This is a genomic window from Streptomyces sp. NPDC044063 (assembly GCF_056434285.1).
Genome location: NZ_JBWKFM010000024.1, coordinates 86149 through 100359, shown reverse-complemented (window position 1 = coordinate 100359; position 14211 = coordinate 86149). Strand labels below are relative to the sequence as shown.

Genomic DNA, 14211 nt, shown 5'->3' with positions numbered 1-14211 from the left:
CCCGGCGGCCTTATAAAGACAGAAGGTCCCCGCAGTGGGACGCCGGCCGCCCCGTCAGCACCTGGAGCACCGCATGGCCCTCAAGATCACCGTGATCGGCACCGGTTACCTCGGCGCCACCCACGCCGCGGCCATGGCCGAGCTCGGGTTCGAGGTGCTGGGCCTGGACGTCGTCCCCGAGAAGATCGAGACGCTCTCCCGCGGCGAGGTCCCGATGTACGAGCCGGGCCTGGCGGAGCTGCTGCGCAAGCACGTCGCCGGCCTGGAGGGCTCCACCGGGCGGCTGCGCTTCACGACCTCCTGGGAGGAGGCCGGCGAGTTCGGCGACGTCCACTTCATCTGTGTGAACACTCCGCAGAAGCACGGCGAGTACGCCTGCGACATGTCGTTCGTCGAGAGCGCCTTCGGCTCGCTGGCGCCGTGGCTGCGCCGCCCGGCGCTCGTCGTCGGCAAGTCGACCGTCCCGGTGGGCAGCGCGGCCCGGCTGGCCGGGCTGCTGACCTCCCTGGCCCCGGCCGGCACGGACGTCGAGCTCGCCTGGAACCCCGAGTTCCTGCGCGAGGGCTTCGCCGTCCAGGACACCCTCCACCCCGACCGCATCGTCGTGGGCGTCGCGGGCGAGCGCGCCGAGAAGCTCCTCCGCGAGGTCTACGCCACCCCGGTCGGCGAGGGCTCCCCCTTCGTCGTCACCGACTACGCCACGGCCGAGCTGGTCAAGGCCGCCGCCAATTCCTTCCTCGCCACGAAGATCTCCTTCATCAACGCCATGGCCGAGGTCTGCGAGGCCGCCGGCGGCGATGTGGTGAAGCTGGCCGAGGCCATCGGGCACGACGAGCGCATCGGCCGGAAGTTCCTGCGGGCCGGCGTCGGCTTCGGCGGCGGCTGCCTGCCCAAGGACATCCGGGCCTTCATGGCCCGCGCCGGCGAGCTGGGCGTCGACCAGGCCCTGACGTTCCTGCGCGAGGTCGACTCGATCAACATGCGCCGCCGCACCCACATGATCGAGCTCGCCCGCGAGAGCGTGGGCGGCAGCTTCCTCGGCCGCCGTGTGGCCGTGCTCGGCGCCACGTTCAAGCCCGACTCGGACGACGTCCGCGACTCCCCCGCGCTCAATGTCGCCGGCCAGATCCACCTCCAGGGCGGCCAGGTCACGGTCTACGACCCCAAGGGCATGGAGAACGCCCGCCGGCTCTTCCCCACCCTGTCCTACGCGGACAGCGCGCTGGAGGCCTGCCGGGGCGCCGAGGTGGTGCTGCACCTGACGGAGTGGGCCGAGTTCCGCGAGCTGGACCCGGCGCTGCTGGGCGAGGTCGTCGCGGAGCGCCGCGTGCTCGACGGCCGCAACGCCCTCGACGCCGCCGCCTGGCGGGAGGCCGGCTGGGCCTTCCGCGCGATGGGCCGCCCGCGCGCCTGACGCCGCGGGACGGCACCCGGCGCCGGCCGAGGCGCGGCGCCGGGCTCGTGGATCAGACCGCGGGCCCGTCCAGCTGGTCGATGGTGGCGATCGACGGGCCGCGGCTCGCGGACGCCTCCCGGGCGACGTCCTCCGCCGCCCGCAGCACGCGCACCGCGTTCCGCCAGGTGAGCTTGGCGAGGTCGGCGTCGGACCAGCCGCGCCGCAGCAGTTCGGCGATGAGGTTGGGATAGCCCGCCACGTCCGCCAGGCCGTCGGGGGTGAAGGCCGTGCCGTCGAAGTCGCCGCCGATGCCGATGTGGTCGATGCCGGCGACCTCGCGCATGTGGTCGAGGTGGTCGGCGACGGTGGCGGCCGTGGCCCGCGGCCGGGGCCGCGTCGCCTCGAAGGCACTGTGCACGGCCATGGCCCCGGGGGTGGTGTCCAGGGGGTGGAGGCCGTGCGCGCGCATGTTCTCGTCCGCCGCCCTGGTCCACGCCACGGCCTCGGGCAGGATGAACTTCGGGACGAAGGTCGCCATGGCCACGCCGCCGTTGGCGGCGAGCGCGCCGAGCACGTCGTCCGGGACGTTGCGCGGATGGTCGCAGACGGCGCGCGCCGACGAGTGCGAGAAGATCACCGGCGCCTCGCTGACCCGCAGCGCGTCGCGCATGGTGGTGGCGGCCACATGGGAGAGGTCGACGAGCATGCCGAGGCGGTTCATCTCCCGGACGACCTCCTCGCCGAAGCGGGTCAGGCCGCCCACGGCCGGCTCGTCGGTCGCCGAGTCCGCCCACGGGATGTTGTCGTTGTGGGTGAGCGTCATATAGCGGACGCCCAGCCGGTGGAGGGCGCGGAGGGTGGCCAGCGAGCAGTTGATGCTGTGCCCGCCCTCGGCGCCCATCAGGGAGGCGATGCGGCCGTCGGCGCGGGCCGCCTCCATGTCGTCGGCGGTCAGGGCGAGCCGCAGCTCGCCCGGGTGGCGGTCGACGAGCCGGCGTACGACGTCGATCTGCTCCAGCGTCGCGCTGACCGCGTCGTCGCCGGCCATGTCCGCGCGCACGTACACCGACCAGAACTGCGCGCCCACGCCGCCCGCGCGCATCCGGGGCAGGTCGGTGTGGAGGCCGGCGGCGCTCTGGTCGGTGGCGATGTCCCGCCGGTCGAGGTCGTAGCGGACCTGCTGGCGCAGTGCCCAGGGGAGGTCGTTGTGGCCGTCGACGACGGGGTGCGCGGCGAGCAGCTCCCGGGCGCGGATCAGCTCGTCCACGGCGCTCAGCCCCCGAATCCGAAGCCGGCGGGGTTCTGGACCTTGGCGCGCAGCCGCCGGCCCTTCTCGGTGGCCTGCTCGTTCAGCTCGTCCTGGAAGCGGCGCATGCGGGCGAGCAGGTCCTCGTCGTGCGCCGCGAGCATCCGGACGGCCAGCAGGCCGGCGTTGCGGGCGCCGGCGACGGAGACGGTGGCGACGGGCACGCCGGCCGGCATCTGGACGATGGAGAGGAGGGAGTCCATGCCGTCGAGGTACTTCAGCGGCACGGGCACGCCGATGACCGGCAGCGGGGTGACCGAGGCGAGCATCCCGGGCAGGTGGGCCGCGCCGCCGGCACCCGCGATGATCGCCTTGAGGCCGCGGCCGGCGGCCCGCTCCCCGTACTCGACCATCTCGCGCGGCATGCGGTGCGCGGAGACGACGTCGACCTCGTAGGGGATCTCGAACTCGGCGAGCGCCTGGGCGGCGGCCTCCATGACGGGCCAGTCCGAGTCGGAGCCCATGACGATGCCGATGAGGGGGGAGCCGGGAGAACTCATTCGGTGATCGTTCCTCGCAGGTATCCGGCGGCGTGGCGGGCGCGCTCGAGCACGTCGTCCAGGTCGTCGCCGTAGGTGTTGACGTGTCCGACCTTGCGGCCGGGCTTGACGTCCTTGCCGTACATATGGATCTTCAGTCCGGGGTCGCGTGCCATGCAATGCAGATACGCGTAGTACATGTCCGGATAGTCGCCGCCCAGAACATTGGCCATCACGGTCCACGGGGCGCGCGGGCGGGGGTCGCCCAGCGGCAGGTCCAGTACGGCCCGGACGTGGTTGGCGAACTGCGAGGTGGTCGCGCCGTCCTGGGTCCAGTGCCCGGAGTTGTGCGGGCGCATCGCCAGTTCGTTGACGAGCACCCGGCCGTCGCGGGTCTCGAACAGCTCGACGGCAAGGTGGCCGACGACGCCGAGCTCCTTGGCCACCCGCAGGGCGAGCTCCTGGGCGTGGGCGGACAGCTCGGGGGACAGACCGGGGGCGGGGGCGATGACGGTGTCGCAGACACCGTCGACCTGAATGGACTCGACGACGGGGTACGAGACGGCCTGGCCGTGCGGGGAGCGGACGACGTTGGCGGCGAGCTCGCGGACGAAGTCGACCTTCTCCTCGGCGAGCACGGGCACGCCGGCCAGGAAGGGCTGCTCCGCCTCCTGGGCGTCGCGGACGACCCAGACGCCCTTGCCGTCGTAGCCGCCGCGCACGGTCTTGAGGACGACGGGGAAGCCGTCGCCCTCAGCGGCGAAGGCCTCCACGTCGGCGGGGTCCGTCACGAGGCGGTGCCGGGGGCAGGGCACGCCGATCTCCGTGAGCTTCGCCCGCATCACGCCCTTGTCCTGGGCGTGCACCAGGGCGTCGGGCCCGGGGCGGACGGGGATGCCGTCCGCTTCGAGGGCCCGCAGGTGCTCGGTGGGCACATGCTCGTGATCGAAGGTGATCACGTCGCAGCCTTGTGCGAACGCACGAAGGGTGTCCAGGTCGCGGTAGTCGCCGATGACGACCTCGCTGACCACCTGGGCCGCCGAGTCCTGTGGGGTATCGCTGAGCAGCTTGAATCTGATGCCGAGGGGGATGCCCGCCTCGTGGGTCATACGGGCGAGCTGGCCGCCGCCGACCATGCCGACTACCGGGAACGTCACGCCCCCAGGGTATCCGTACGCACGAACCATCCCTACCGCCTATGGATGTTCCTCCAAGCTTGGAGGGTTTCCCTCCCCCGACGATCCGACAACGATCCGGGGGCGATAAGGGCTGAAAAGCGCGCGTTCGCCGTTCGTTCACCAACTCTCCAGAGGGGCCGCCCGGCCCTCTCGTTAGCATGAACGTCATGACTCAACGGCGCACGGTGCGTTCCCGGCTGGAGCGACTGGCCCACGAAATCGCGAAATTCGGCGCCGTCGGCGCCATCGGGTTCGTGGTCAACTTCATCGTCTTCAACATCTGCACCAACGGCCTCGGCCTTGCCGTGGTGCGCTCCGGCGTCATCGCCACCGCCGTCGCGATCGGCACCAACTACATCGGCAACCGCTACTGGACCTACCGCCACAGCGACAAGAACCGCCGCAGCCGGGAGCTCTCCCTCTTCCTGCTCTTCAGCGGCATCGGCCTGGTGATCGAGAACGGCATCCTGGCCCTCTCCCACTACGGACTGGGCCTGACGTCCTCGCTCGCGGACAACATCGCCAAGAACGTCGTCGGCCTCGGCATCGGCACCGTCTTCCGCTTCTGGTCCTACCGGACCTGGGTGTTCCGGGCACTGCCGGCCCGTGCGGCGGTGGAGACCGCCGAATCGTTCCTGGCCGAGCCCCCGCAGCGGCCCGAGCACGCGACCGCCGTCAGTCGTCCGGGTCCGCCTCGCGGCTGAGGAACAGCGCGAACACCGGCGGGTACTGCTGGAGCAGCTCCAGCCGGCCCCCGTCCGCCTCCGCCAGATCACGGGCGACGGCCAGACCCAGGCCCGTGGAGTTGCGGCCGCTGACCGTCCGCTCGAAGACCCTCGACCCCAGATCGGCCGGGACGCCCGGACCCTCGTCGGAGACCTCGACCACCGCCTGGTTGCCGGTGACACGGGTCCGCAGGGCGACCGTGCCGTCGCCGTGCATCAGCGAGTTCTCGATCAGCGTCGCCAGCACCTGCGCGACCGCGCCGGGCGTGCCCACCGCGCGCAGCCCCTGCTTGCCGGAGCGCACCAGGGCCCGGCCCGCGGTACGGGTGGCGGGCCGCCACTCCTCGATCTGCTGCTTGACGACCTCGTCGAGGTCGAAGGTGACCGCGGAGCCCGTCTGCGGGTCGCGGGAGTTGGTCAGCAGCCGCTGGACGACGTCGGTGAGCCGCTCCACCTGGGTGAGGGCGATGGTCGCCTCCTCCTTGACCGTCTCCGGGTCGTCGGTGGCGGTGATCTCCTCCAGCCGCATCGACAGCGCGGTCAGCGGGGTCCGCAGCTGGTGGGAGGCGTCGGCGGCGAGCCGCCGCTCCGCCGTGAGCATCCGGGCGATGCGCTCGGCGCTGGCGTCCAGCACGTCCGCGACCCGGTCCAGCTCGGGGACGCCGTAGCGGCGGTGCCGGGGGCGGGGGTCGCCGGAGCCCAGCCGCTCGGCGGTCTCGGCGAGGTCGGTGAGCGGCGCGGTGAGCCGGTTGGCCTGCCGCACCGCCAGGAAGACGGCGGCGACCACGGCCAGCAGGGCCACCGCGAGGATCACCAGCAGGGTGCGGCCCACCTCGCGGCTGACCGCGGAACGGGACTCCTCCACGCGGACGGTCGCGCCCTGCTCGCCCTTCTGCGTGGCGGCGATGACGCCGCCCTCGGGCCGGGTGCCGATCTCGATCGACTGCCGGCCGGGGATGTCGACGCGCGCGTACCGCTCGGGGGTGATCTGCTCGCGCAGCACCTCCGACTCCACCCGCTCGCGGCCCGCCAGCCGGCCGTCGACGATGCTCACCAGCCGCACCACCTCGGACTGCACGCTCTCCTGGGCGCTGCTCTCGATCGTGCGGGTCTCGACGATGACGAGCGAGACGCCGAAGACGGCGATCACGACGAGGACGACGGCGAGCGTGGAGTTGATGAGTCGGCGGCGCACGGTGCGCGTCAGCTCTTCTCGAAGCGGAAACCGACGCCCCGGACGGTGGCGATGTAGCGCGGGTTCGCGGCGTCGTCGCCGAGCTTCTTGCGGAGCCAGGAGATGTGCATGTCGAGGGTCTTGGTGGAGGACCACCAGGTGGTGTCCCAGACCTCGCGCATCAGCTGGTCGCGCGTGACGACCCGGCCCGCGTCGCGGACCAGCACCCGCAGCAGGTCGAACTCCTTCGCCGTCAGCTGCAGTTCCTCGTCGCCCATCCAGGCGCGGTGCGACTCGACGTCGATGCGCACGCCGTGGGTGGCGGGCGGCTGCTGGTGGTTGTCGGCGGTGCCGCGCCGCAGCAGGGCCCGTACCCGGGCGAGGAGTTCGGCCAGCCGGAACGGCTTGGTGACGTAGTCGTCGGCGCCGGCGTCCAGGCCGACCACGGTGTCCACCTCGTCGGCACGGGCCGTCAGCACCAGCACCGGGAAGCCCAGACCCTCCGTACGCAGTCTGCGGCAGACCTCCAGACCGTCCATACCGGGCAGCCCGAGGTCGAGGACGAGCAGGTCCACGCCTCCCTGAAGGCCGGCGTCCAGCGCCGTGGGCCCGTCTTCGCGTACCTCCACCTCATACCCTTCGCGACGCAGGGCGCGTGCGAGCGGCTCCGAGATGGAGGCGTCATCCTCGGCGAGCAGTACTCGGGTCATGGGGTGATGGTAGTCCGCTCGGGCGCACGTCAGAGGTGTACCGAGGGCTACCTAGGGCAACACTTCACCGAAAGTGCTATCACCTTCGAATCCCTGTGTACGGTTCCGGAAAACCGTGTGATCCATGTCTCAACGGCTTCCATTCCGGGGCAGGGTGTGACGTATGGTGACCCGACGTCTGAAGCACTACCGAGGGACCTTCGGCTTGTCCGACGCGCCGAAGGTCTCTGTCGTGCACAGGGCTGGAACCCCAGTCTTGTTTCAGAGTGAATGACCTGTCGGCCGGGTCCGTCGCGCGAAGGTGCGCGGGGGCGTGGATCCCGGTGTGCGGCCGTCCTGCCGGCCCCTCGCACGAGGGACCGAACCCCCGGGCGTGGGGGCGGGCGGGACGCAACCGGTGCCGGCCAACCCCCACCCGGGCGCGCATCACGCTCCACCGCGCGTCACGAGACACAAGGATTGACCATGGCGTCCAGCCTGACGAAGGGCACGACGGAGCAGGAGAAGACCTCTCCCGGCTCCGGAAAGACGTTCTTCGGCCACCCGATCGGACTGGCCCCCCTCTTCCTGACGGAGATGTGGGAGCGCTTCAGCTACTACGGCATGCGCGCCCTCCTCGTCGTCTACCTGATCGCCGGCGGCCCGGACGCCAAGCCCGACAGCCAGGGCGGCGGTCTGGCGATGCCCGAGGCCAGCGCGGTGGCCATCTACTCCGTCTACGTGGCGATGGTCTACCTGCTCGCCATGCCCGGCGGCTGGTTCGGCGACCGCGTCTGGGGTCCCCGCAAGACGGTGACCGTCGCGGCCTCCACGATCATGGCGGGTCACCTGGCGCTGGCGATCCCGGGCAAGCCGTCCTTCTTCGCGGGCCTCGCGCTCGTGGCGATCGGCTCCGGTCTGCTGAAGGCCAACATCTCCACGATGGTCGGCCACCTCTACGACGGCCCGAAGGACCCGCGCCGGGACGGCGGCTTCACGCTGTTCTACATCGGCATCAACCTCGGCGCCTTCTTCGCCCCGCTGGTCATCGGCACGATCGGCCAGAAGGTCAACTGGCACCTGGGCTTCAGCATCGCCGCCGTCGGCATGGGCATCGGCCTGCTCTGCTTCCTGTGGGGCACCCGTCACCTGGACCCGAAGAGCAGCGTCGTCCCGAAGCCGCTCACGGACGCCGAGAAGAAGTCGACGCTCGCCAAGGGCGCGCTGTGGCTGGCCGTCGCCGCCGTCTTCTACGGCATCGTCGGTGGCACCGGTCACTTCACGCTCAACTGGGCCCTGGTCCCGATCGCCCTGCTGGGCATGGTCATCCCGATCACCGTCCTGACCCGCATCAAGCGGGACAAGGAGCTGTCGGCCACCGAGCAGACCAAGGTCAGCGGCTACATCTGGTTCTTCGTCGCCGCCGCCGTGTTCTGGATGATCTTCGACCAGGCCGGCTCGACGATGTCGACCTTCGCCGAGAAGAAGACCGCGGACAACGTCTTCGGCCTGAGCTTCCCGTCCACCTGGTTCCAGTCGGTGAACCCGCTGTGGGTCATGGCCCTCGCCCCGGTCTTCGCCTGGCTCTGGGTGTACCTGGCCCGCCGTGACCGCGAGCCCACCACCACCGTGAAGTTCGCGATGGCCATGGTCGGCATCGGCGCCTCGTTCTTCGTCTTCGCCGTCCCGATGTCGATGGCGAGCGACGGCAGCACGGTCAGCCCGGCCTGGCTGCTGATGATCTACATGATCCAGACCATGGGCGAGCTCTGCCTCTCCCCGGTGGGTCTGTCCCTCACCACGAAGATGGCGCCGCAGAAGTACGCCAGCCAGATGATGGGCGTGTGGTTCCTCGCCGTCACCGCCGGCGACTGCACCATGACCCTGCTGGCGACGGCGGGTGTGGACCTCAACGGCACCAGCGTGATCGTGGCCCAGGCCGCGGCCGCCACGCTGGCCGGCTTCGCGGTGTGGATGTACCGCAAGAAGATCGAGGCCCTGATGGGCGACGTGCACTGACGATCGGCTGAACGATCGACTGAACGATCGGCTGGACGTGAGAAGTGCCCCCGGCGCAATGGCGCGCCGGGGGCGCTTCGCTTTTCAGCCCCCTCTCAGCGCCCTTTCAGCGCCCTTTCAGTCCCCCGTTCCGTCTCCCCGCGGCCCCGTCCCCGGGCGCGGGTCCGTGGCCGGCGTGAACCAGGGCAGCGGGGCCGGGCGCTCGGGGCCCTCACCGGAGGTGGTGACGGGCGGCCGGGGCCGGACCCGGTCGACGACCGCCATGCCGGCCCGGAAGACGGCCAGCGGCACCACCACGCACAGCAGGATCCAGAAGAGCGTCACGCCCCAGGGCCGGCCGACCGCCCACGGCTGCTCGACGAGGACCGTGTCCCCGTAGGCCAGCGAGACGGTGTGGTCCCCGTACGCGCCCGCCGCCAGCTCGACGTCCAGCGCCACCCGCCGTCTGCTCCCGGCGGGCACGGTGTCGCGCCAGGGCCGCTCCTCCCACGAGGGGGCGAGGACGCCGCCGGCCACCCCCACCCGGAAGACCGGATTTCGCGCCGGCGCCGGGCCCAGGTTCGCCACCGTGACGACCAGGCGGCGCCGGGCCGGCGCCCCGAACCACGTCAGCAGCCCGCTCGACCCCTCCAGCCGGGCGTCCAGCGCGCTCAGCCGCTCGCCGCCGGGCCGCTCCGGCAGCGCGGCGACCGGATGGCCCGTGACGGCCAGCGCCGCGTCCGCCGCCGCCGGATCGCCGGTCACCGTCGCGACGTGGACGACGCACGGGCAGGGCCGGGGCGGGGCGACGACCGGGAGCTCCCGGCGGAAGGTCCCGCCGGCGCCGGCCGTGACCGCCCGGCCGTCGGCGTTCGCACAGACGTTCGTCCCGCCGATCATGTTCTGCCCGCACAGCAGCAGCGTGAGCAGGGCCCCGGGCCGCCACCCCGCGCCGGTCACGGTGACCGTGCCGCCGAGAGGGGCCTCACGGGGTTCCACGGCCGCGGAGGGCGCGGCCGGGGCTTCGGAGGCGGCCGGGGCCGTCCCGGGCGCCAGGAGCGACGGGAGCGCCAGGAGCAGTGCCGCGAGGGCGGCCCGGGCCGGCCGCGCGCCCCTCACGATCCGCTCCGGGCCCGCCGGCGCCGTACGAGGCGGACGGCCGCGCCCGCCGCCGCGAGGCCGCCGAGCGCGGCGAGGGCCGGGCCGAGCCACGGCAGGGGCGCGTACGAGCCGGTCGCGGCGGCCCGGGTGCCGTCCGGGGCCGTGGCGGTGACCCGGACCGCCACCCGGTCCAGGCGCGGGGCCCCCGGCCACCGCTCCTCCAGCCGTACGGTCCGGCCCGGCGGGAGCTCGGCCGGCACCCCGGTCGCCGGGCGGTCGAGGAGCTCGCCGAAGAGGCCCTCGGCGTGGACGGTCAGCCGGGGGGCGAGGGTGGTGTTGCCGCGGTTGACCAGGGCGTAGCGGATCACCGCCGCCGGGCCCGTACCGCTGACGCGCACCCGCTCCACCGAGAGCGCGGACAGCGCCGGGCCGCCGACCCGTACGGACATCGGCACCCGGACCAGGCGGCCGTCCCCGGTGGCGACGACGGCCGCGGAGCGGTCGCCGGGCGGGGTACCGGCCGGGACCGTGACGGTGAACGGGACGTCCGCGCGGGTGCGCGGCGGCACCTCCACCCGGCGGGCGGCCAGGGTGATCCAGGGGCCCGTACCGCGCAGGTCGACGGCCCGCGGCCGGTCGCCGGGGTTGAGGACGGACAGGGTGTCCTCCAGGACGGCTCCCGGGACGCCTTCGAGGTAGAAGGCCGACCGGCCGTCCCGCGTCCGCGCGGCCGCGGTCCCCGCCCCGTCCGCGCGGCCGGGCACGGGCACCGCCGTCCACGGCGCCGGCTCCGCGGCCGCGACGGTGCCGCCCGGCAGGACGGCGAGGACGGCGAGCAGGGCGGGGACGGCGGCGCGGGTACGGGGCGTCATCGGCGGCTCCCTGGATGGGCGGTGGGCGCGCGGGGGATCAGCCGGCGGTACGGCGCCTCCGAGTGAGCCAGAGGGTGCCGGCGACGCCCGCGAGGAGCACCGTGCCGCCGAGCGTGCCGAGGGCGACGGCGGAGTCGGAGGGCCCGGTCTGCGGGAGCTGCCCGCCCCCGGTGGCGGACCCGCCGCCCGTCGTCCCCGTGGAGCCGGAGGTCGAACCGGACGTCGAGCCGGAGGTCGAGCCGGACGACGTACCGCCTGTGGAGCCGGCCGTGGAGCCGGAGGTCGAGCCTCCGGTGGATCCACTGGTGGAACCGCCCGTGGAACCGCCCGTCGAGCCGCCCGGCTCCTTGACGTCGAGGGTCAGCGAGGGCTTCGGGTTGTTGGTGGGGGTGCAGGTGGTCGTGGTGCCCAGGGCGAGGATCGTGAGGGTCCCGGCCGTGAACGTGACCTGGCCGGCCTTCTTCGGGCTGTACGTCCCCGAGAGGTCACTGATCTTGATGGGCGTGTTGGGCGGTACCGGCTCGGCGTTGGGGGGTCCGGAGACCTCCACCGTGCCGGAGTCGGCGCCGCCCACCTTGATCACCGCACTTGGCTTCATCACGCCCTTGCCGAGCTCCACGGGGCTGGAGGAGACGCCCTTCTGGAAGGACATGGTGAGCTTGTACGCGTCACCGCTCGCGACGGCCTTGATGTCGATGGGCGAGACGGCGCTCTTGTCCCCGATGGGGGTCTTGCAGGCATAGGCGACGTCGACGACGTCGGCGTGCGCGACGGGGGCGACCAGCAGGAGCGTGCTGCCGGCCAGGGCCGCGGAGGTGATGAGCGCGCCGGCGCGGCGCGCGGAACGGCGTGGTGTGTGGGACACCCGGTGCTCCCCTCTCGTCCGGTGCCGCCACCGAAGGAACCTGACGACACATCAGATCGGACGCCGAAGGTACGCCCGGGACCGTGGAGAGGGAAGACGAAGAACCGGCTTCTCGGGGTCGGGACGGCGCGGGACCGGGACGCGCCCGGGATCAGGCCGGGGCGGCCAGCTCGGCCCAGACGGTCTTGCCCACGCCGCCCTCGCGGCGCACGACGCCCCAGTCGAGGCAGAGCCGCTGCACGATGAACATCCCGTGCCCGCCGGGACGCCCGGCGCGGTGCGGGGTGCGCGGGGCGGGCGTGCCGGCGCCGAGGTCGGCGACCTCCAGCCGCAGCACCTTGCCGGACCGGATGACGCACAGCTCCTCGGGGCCGTCGGCGTGGAGGCAGGCGTTGGTGACCAGCTCGGAGACGACCAGCAGGACGTCCTCGGCGGCGGCGCGGTGGTCGGCGGTGACGGCGGGAAGCCAGCCCCAGTCGTGGAGCGCCTGCCGGGTGAAGTCGCGGGACATCGGCACGGCGCCGCTGACCCCCACCAGACGCAGCCGGCGGCTCTGGGCGCCCGGCGGCGGTGAGCCGGCGGAGGCGGCGTCCCCAGCCCCCGGACCGGAGCCGTCCGGCGGGGGGAACGCCCGGGTGGTGCTCATCAGCGCTTCACCTCACCGATTCACCGATTCGTACACGAACATCTTCCACGGTTTCAGCGGACTCCTGCCCGGCGAAAGCGCGGGAACACCCACGGATTGGGCAGGGGGCCTGTGACACAGGCAACTGACGCCCGCGATGCGGTTCAGCCGGCCAGCGCCGACGCGAGGGTGTCGTGCACGGTGAAGACGGCGCCCGCACCTGTGATCTCGAACACCCGGGCGACGACCGGGGTCATCGCGGCGAGGTGAATCGCGCCACCCGCGGCCTCCGCCTTCAGACGGGCGCCGAGGAGGACGTTCAGTCCGGTGGAGTCGCAGAAGTCCAGGCGGGAGCAGTCGACGACGACGCGCGCGTCGCCCTCGCGGATGCATCCCTCGAGCGGCTCGCGCAGCAGATCGGCCGTGTGGTGATCGAGCTCACCCGCCGGCGATACGACGGAGCTCACACCGTGACGCCGGACCTCCACCTGCAGCCGGCCCGTGCTCGCGTTGCCGACCATCCCGCGATCCATGCGCTTCCCTTCGTGCCCTTCGTAGTTGTGCCCACGTGGCGCACGCGAAACCCTACGCCTTCCTGACGCCCGCCCGGAAGCCGAACCTCCGCCAATCATGTAGATATACGGACATATTGGACTTGCCTTGGAGCGGGAAACCCGGGTAGGGCTAGTAGGGACACGTCCACCACGAACGGCTTCGGAGGCGCCGCACACCGCAGCGAAGGTCATGGCATCGGCTGCCTACGCCGAGAAATATGGAGGAGACCATGTCACCCCGGCTCGACGAGAAGCGTTCCCTCACCTCCCCCGAGGACCACGAGACCGCGTCGTCGGCAACCCCGCCCGAACACATCGACCCCGGCCTGCCCGGCCTCCCCGAGATCCCGCCGTACGAAGCGGTGGGAGCGGTGGACGCGCGCGCTCTGTCCAAGACGCTCTTCGCGCGCCTCACCGAACTCGAGGAGGGCACCCACGAATACGCCTACGTCCGCAACACCCTGGTCGAACTGAACCTCGCCCTGGTGAAGTTCGCGGCCTCCCGGTTCCGCACCCGCAGCGAGCCGATGGAGGACATCATCCAGGTGGGCACCATCGGCCTCATCAAGGCCATCGACCGCTTCGAGCTCAGCCGCGGCGTCGAGTTCCCGACGTTCGCCATGCCGACCATCATCGGCGAGATCAAGCGCTTCTTCCGCGACACCAGCTGGTCCGTGCGCGTCCCGCGCCGCCTGCAGGAGCTGCGGCTCGACCTGGCCAAGGCCGGCGACGAACTCGCCCAGCGCCTCGACCGCTCCCCCACCGTCTCCGAGCTGGCCGAACGGCTGGACCTGACGGAGGACGAGGTCCTGGAGGGCATGGCCGCGAGCAACGCGTACACCGCGAGCTCGCTGGACGCCCAGGCCGACGAGGACGAGAGCGAGGGCGCGCTCACGGACCGCATCGGCTACGAGGACCACAGCCTCGAAGGCGTCGAGTACGTGGAGTCCCTCAAGCCGCTGATAGCCGAACTGGGGCCGCGCGACCGCCGGATCCTCTCGTTGCGCTTCGTGGCGAACATGACCCAGTCCGAGATCGGCGACGAGCTGGGCATCTCCCAGATGCACGTCTCGCGCCTGCTCTCCCGCACCCTGGTCCGGCTGCGCCGGGGACTGCTGAGCGAGGAGTAGCGGCGGGCCTCACCGCCGGCCACGACGAACGCCGCGGGGGGGGGGGGGGGGGGGGGGGGGGGGGGGGGGGGGGGGGGGGGGGGGGGGGGGGGGAGGGGGGGGGGGGAAGGGGGGGGGAG

The 14211-nt window shown here is 72.4% G+C and carries 14 protein-coding genes; 4 read left to right on the top strand and 10 right to left on the bottom strand.

All coding sequences use genetic code 11. The features are described 5' to 3' along the window. The first annotated feature begins 73 nt into the window (after positions 1 to 73). Positions 74 to 1414 carry a UDP-glucose dehydrogenase family protein gene (locus AC07BS_RS26155; protein ID WP_478650034.1) on the top strand — a complete coding sequence of 447 codons (1341 nt, stop codon included), beginning with the start codon at positions 74 to 76 and terminating at the stop codon, positions 1412 to 1414. 52 nt (positions 1415 to 1466) lie between these two features. Here the strand turns inward: AC07BS_RS26155 and AC07BS_RS26150 are convergent, their stop codons facing one another. Genes AC07BS_RS26150 through AC07BS_RS26140 form a run of 3 tightly spaced genes read right to left on the bottom strand, consistent with a single transcriptional unit; the run spans position 1467 to position 4368 of the window. Then, positions 1467 to 2663 carry a dipeptidase gene (locus AC07BS_RS26150; protein ID WP_478934670.1) on the bottom strand — a complete coding sequence of 399 codons (1197 nt, stop codon included), beginning with the start codon at positions 2661 to 2663 and terminating at the stop codon, positions 1467 to 1469. A 5-nt stretch (positions 2664 to 2668) separates the two neighbouring features. Next, positions 2669 to 3202: a 5-(carboxyamino)imidazole ribonucleotide mutase gene (purE, locus tag AC07BS_RS26145; protein WP_478934669.1), complete on the bottom strand. Its 534-nt coding sequence runs from the start codon at positions 3200 to 3202 to the stop codon at positions 2669 to 2671. Continuing rightward, the gene (locus AC07BS_RS26140) at positions 3199 to 4368 is read right to left on the bottom strand and encodes a 5-(carboxyamino)imidazole ribonucleotide synthase (RefSeq protein WP_478650028.1); all 1170 of its coding nucleotides are present in this window, start codon (positions 4366 to 4368) and stop codon (positions 3199 to 3201) included. Before AC07BS_RS26140 ends, purE begins: the two co-directional genes overlap by 4 nt. 158 nt (positions 4369 to 4526) lie before the next feature. On the opposite strand from AC07BS_RS26140, the gene AC07BS_RS26135 reads away from it, so the two are divergent. Further along, on the top strand, positions 4527 to 5063 hold the full coding sequence (locus AC07BS_RS26135; protein ID WP_478934668.1) for a GtrA family protein: 537 nt from the start codon (positions 4527 to 4529) through the stop codon (positions 5061 to 5063). Here AC07BS_RS26135 and AC07BS_RS26130 read toward each other — a convergent pair. Continuing rightward, a complete protein-coding gene (locus AC07BS_RS26130; RefSeq protein WP_478650022.1) occupies positions 5035 to 6279 on the bottom strand; it encodes an ATP-binding protein in 1245 nt (414 codons plus the stop codon). The genes AC07BS_RS26135 and AC07BS_RS26130 overlap by 29 nt on opposite strands. Before the next feature lie 8 nt (positions 6280 to 6287). Then, the gene (locus AC07BS_RS26125; protein WP_478650020.1) at positions 6288 to 6968 is read right to left on the bottom strand and encodes a response regulator transcription factor; all 681 of its coding nucleotides are present in this window, start codon (positions 6966 to 6968) and stop codon (positions 6288 to 6290) included. 465 nt (positions 6969 to 7433) lie between these two features. Here AC07BS_RS26125 and AC07BS_RS26120 point away from each other — a divergent pair, with 465 nt between their 5' ends. Further along, entirely contained in the window at positions 7434 to 8966 is a 1533-nt protein-coding gene (locus AC07BS_RS26120) for a peptide MFS transporter (RefSeq protein WP_478650018.1), read from the top strand. A gap of 117 nt (positions 8967 to 9083) precedes the next feature. On the opposite strand, the gene AC07BS_RS26115 is transcribed toward AC07BS_RS26120, so the two are convergent. From AC07BS_RS26115 to AC07BS_RS26095, 5 genes are all read right to left on the bottom strand, one after another. Next, positions 9084 to 10067: a hypothetical protein gene (locus AC07BS_RS26115; protein WP_478934684.1), complete on the bottom strand. Its 984-nt coding sequence runs from the start codon at positions 10065 to 10067 to the stop codon at positions 9084 to 9086. Beyond that, positions 10061 to 10918 carry a COG1470 family protein gene (locus AC07BS_RS26110; protein WP_478650015.1) on the bottom strand — a complete coding sequence of 286 codons (858 nt, stop codon included), beginning with the start codon at positions 10916 to 10918 and terminating at the stop codon, positions 10061 to 10063. The genes AC07BS_RS26115 and AC07BS_RS26110 overlap by 7 nt, the downstream gene beginning before the upstream one ends. A 37-nt stretch (positions 10919 to 10955) precedes the next feature. Further along, positions 10956 to 11783 carry an LPXTG cell wall anchor domain-containing protein gene (locus tag AC07BS_RS26105; protein ID WP_478934667.1) on the bottom strand — a complete coding sequence of 276 codons (828 nt, stop codon included), beginning with the start codon at positions 11781 to 11783 and terminating at the stop codon, positions 10956 to 10958. A 151-nt stretch (positions 11784 to 11934) separates the two neighbouring features. Then, entirely contained in the window at positions 11935 to 12429 is a 495-nt protein-coding gene (locus tag AC07BS_RS26100; protein ID WP_478650010.1) for an ATP-binding protein, read from the bottom strand. Positions 12430 to 12572: 143 nt separating this feature from the next. Next, positions 12573 to 12941: an STAS domain-containing protein gene (locus AC07BS_RS26095; RefSeq protein WP_478650007.1), complete on the bottom strand. Its 369-nt coding sequence runs from the start codon at positions 12939 to 12941 to the stop codon at positions 12573 to 12575. Positions 12942 to 13192: 251 nt separating this feature from the next. Here AC07BS_RS26095 and AC07BS_RS26090 point away from each other — a divergent pair, with 251 nt between their 5' ends. Beyond that, positions 13193 to 14092, top strand: coding sequence for an RNA polymerase sigma factor SigF (locus AC07BS_RS26090; protein WP_478650114.1), 900 nt, complete (start codon positions 13193 to 13195; stop codon positions 14090 to 14092). The last annotated feature ends 119 nt before the right edge of the window (positions 14093 to 14211 follow it).

What these genes read in the sequence shown, in the direction of transcription:
- AC07BS_RS26120 (WP_478650018.1), top strand. Translation starts at nt 7,434, where the DNA reads ATGGCGTCCAGCCTGACGAAGGGCACGACGGAGCAGGAGAAGACCTCT.
- AC07BS_RS26155 (WP_478650034.1), top strand. Translation starts at nt 74, where the DNA reads ATGGCCCTCAAGATCACCGTGATCGGCACCGGTTACCTCGGCGCCACC.
- AC07BS_RS26090 (WP_478650114.1), top strand. Translation starts at nt 13,193, where the DNA reads ATGTCACCCCGGCTCGACGAGAAGCGTTCCCTCACCTCCCCCGAGGAC.
- AC07BS_RS26095 (WP_478650007.1), bottom strand. Translation starts at nt 12,941, where the DNA reads ATGGATCGCGGGATGGTCGGCAACGCGAGCACGGGCCGGCTGCAGGTG.
- AC07BS_RS26110 (WP_478650015.1), bottom strand. Translation starts at nt 10,918, where the DNA reads ATGACGCCCCGTACCCGCGCCGCCGTCCCCGCCCTGCTCGCCGTCCTC.
- AC07BS_RS26125 (WP_478650020.1), bottom strand. Translation starts at nt 6,968, where the DNA reads ATGACCCGAGTACTGCTCGCCGAGGATGACGCCTCCATCTCGGAGCCG.
- AC07BS_RS26100 (WP_478650010.1), bottom strand. Translation starts at nt 12,429, where the DNA reads ATGAGCACCACCCGGGCGTTCCCCCCGCCGGACGGCTCCGGTCCGGGG.
- AC07BS_RS26135 (WP_478934668.1), top strand. Translation starts at nt 4,527, where the DNA reads ATGACTCAACGGCGCACGGTGCGTTCCCGGCTGGAGCGACTGGCCCAC.
- AC07BS_RS26140 (WP_478650028.1), bottom strand. Translation starts at nt 4,368, where the DNA reads ATGGTTCGTGCGTACGGATACCCTGGGGGCGTGACGTTCCCGGTAGTC.
- purE (WP_478934669.1), bottom strand. Translation starts at nt 3,202, where the DNA reads ATGAGTTCTCCCGGCTCCCCCCTCATCGGCATCGTCATGGGCTCCGAC.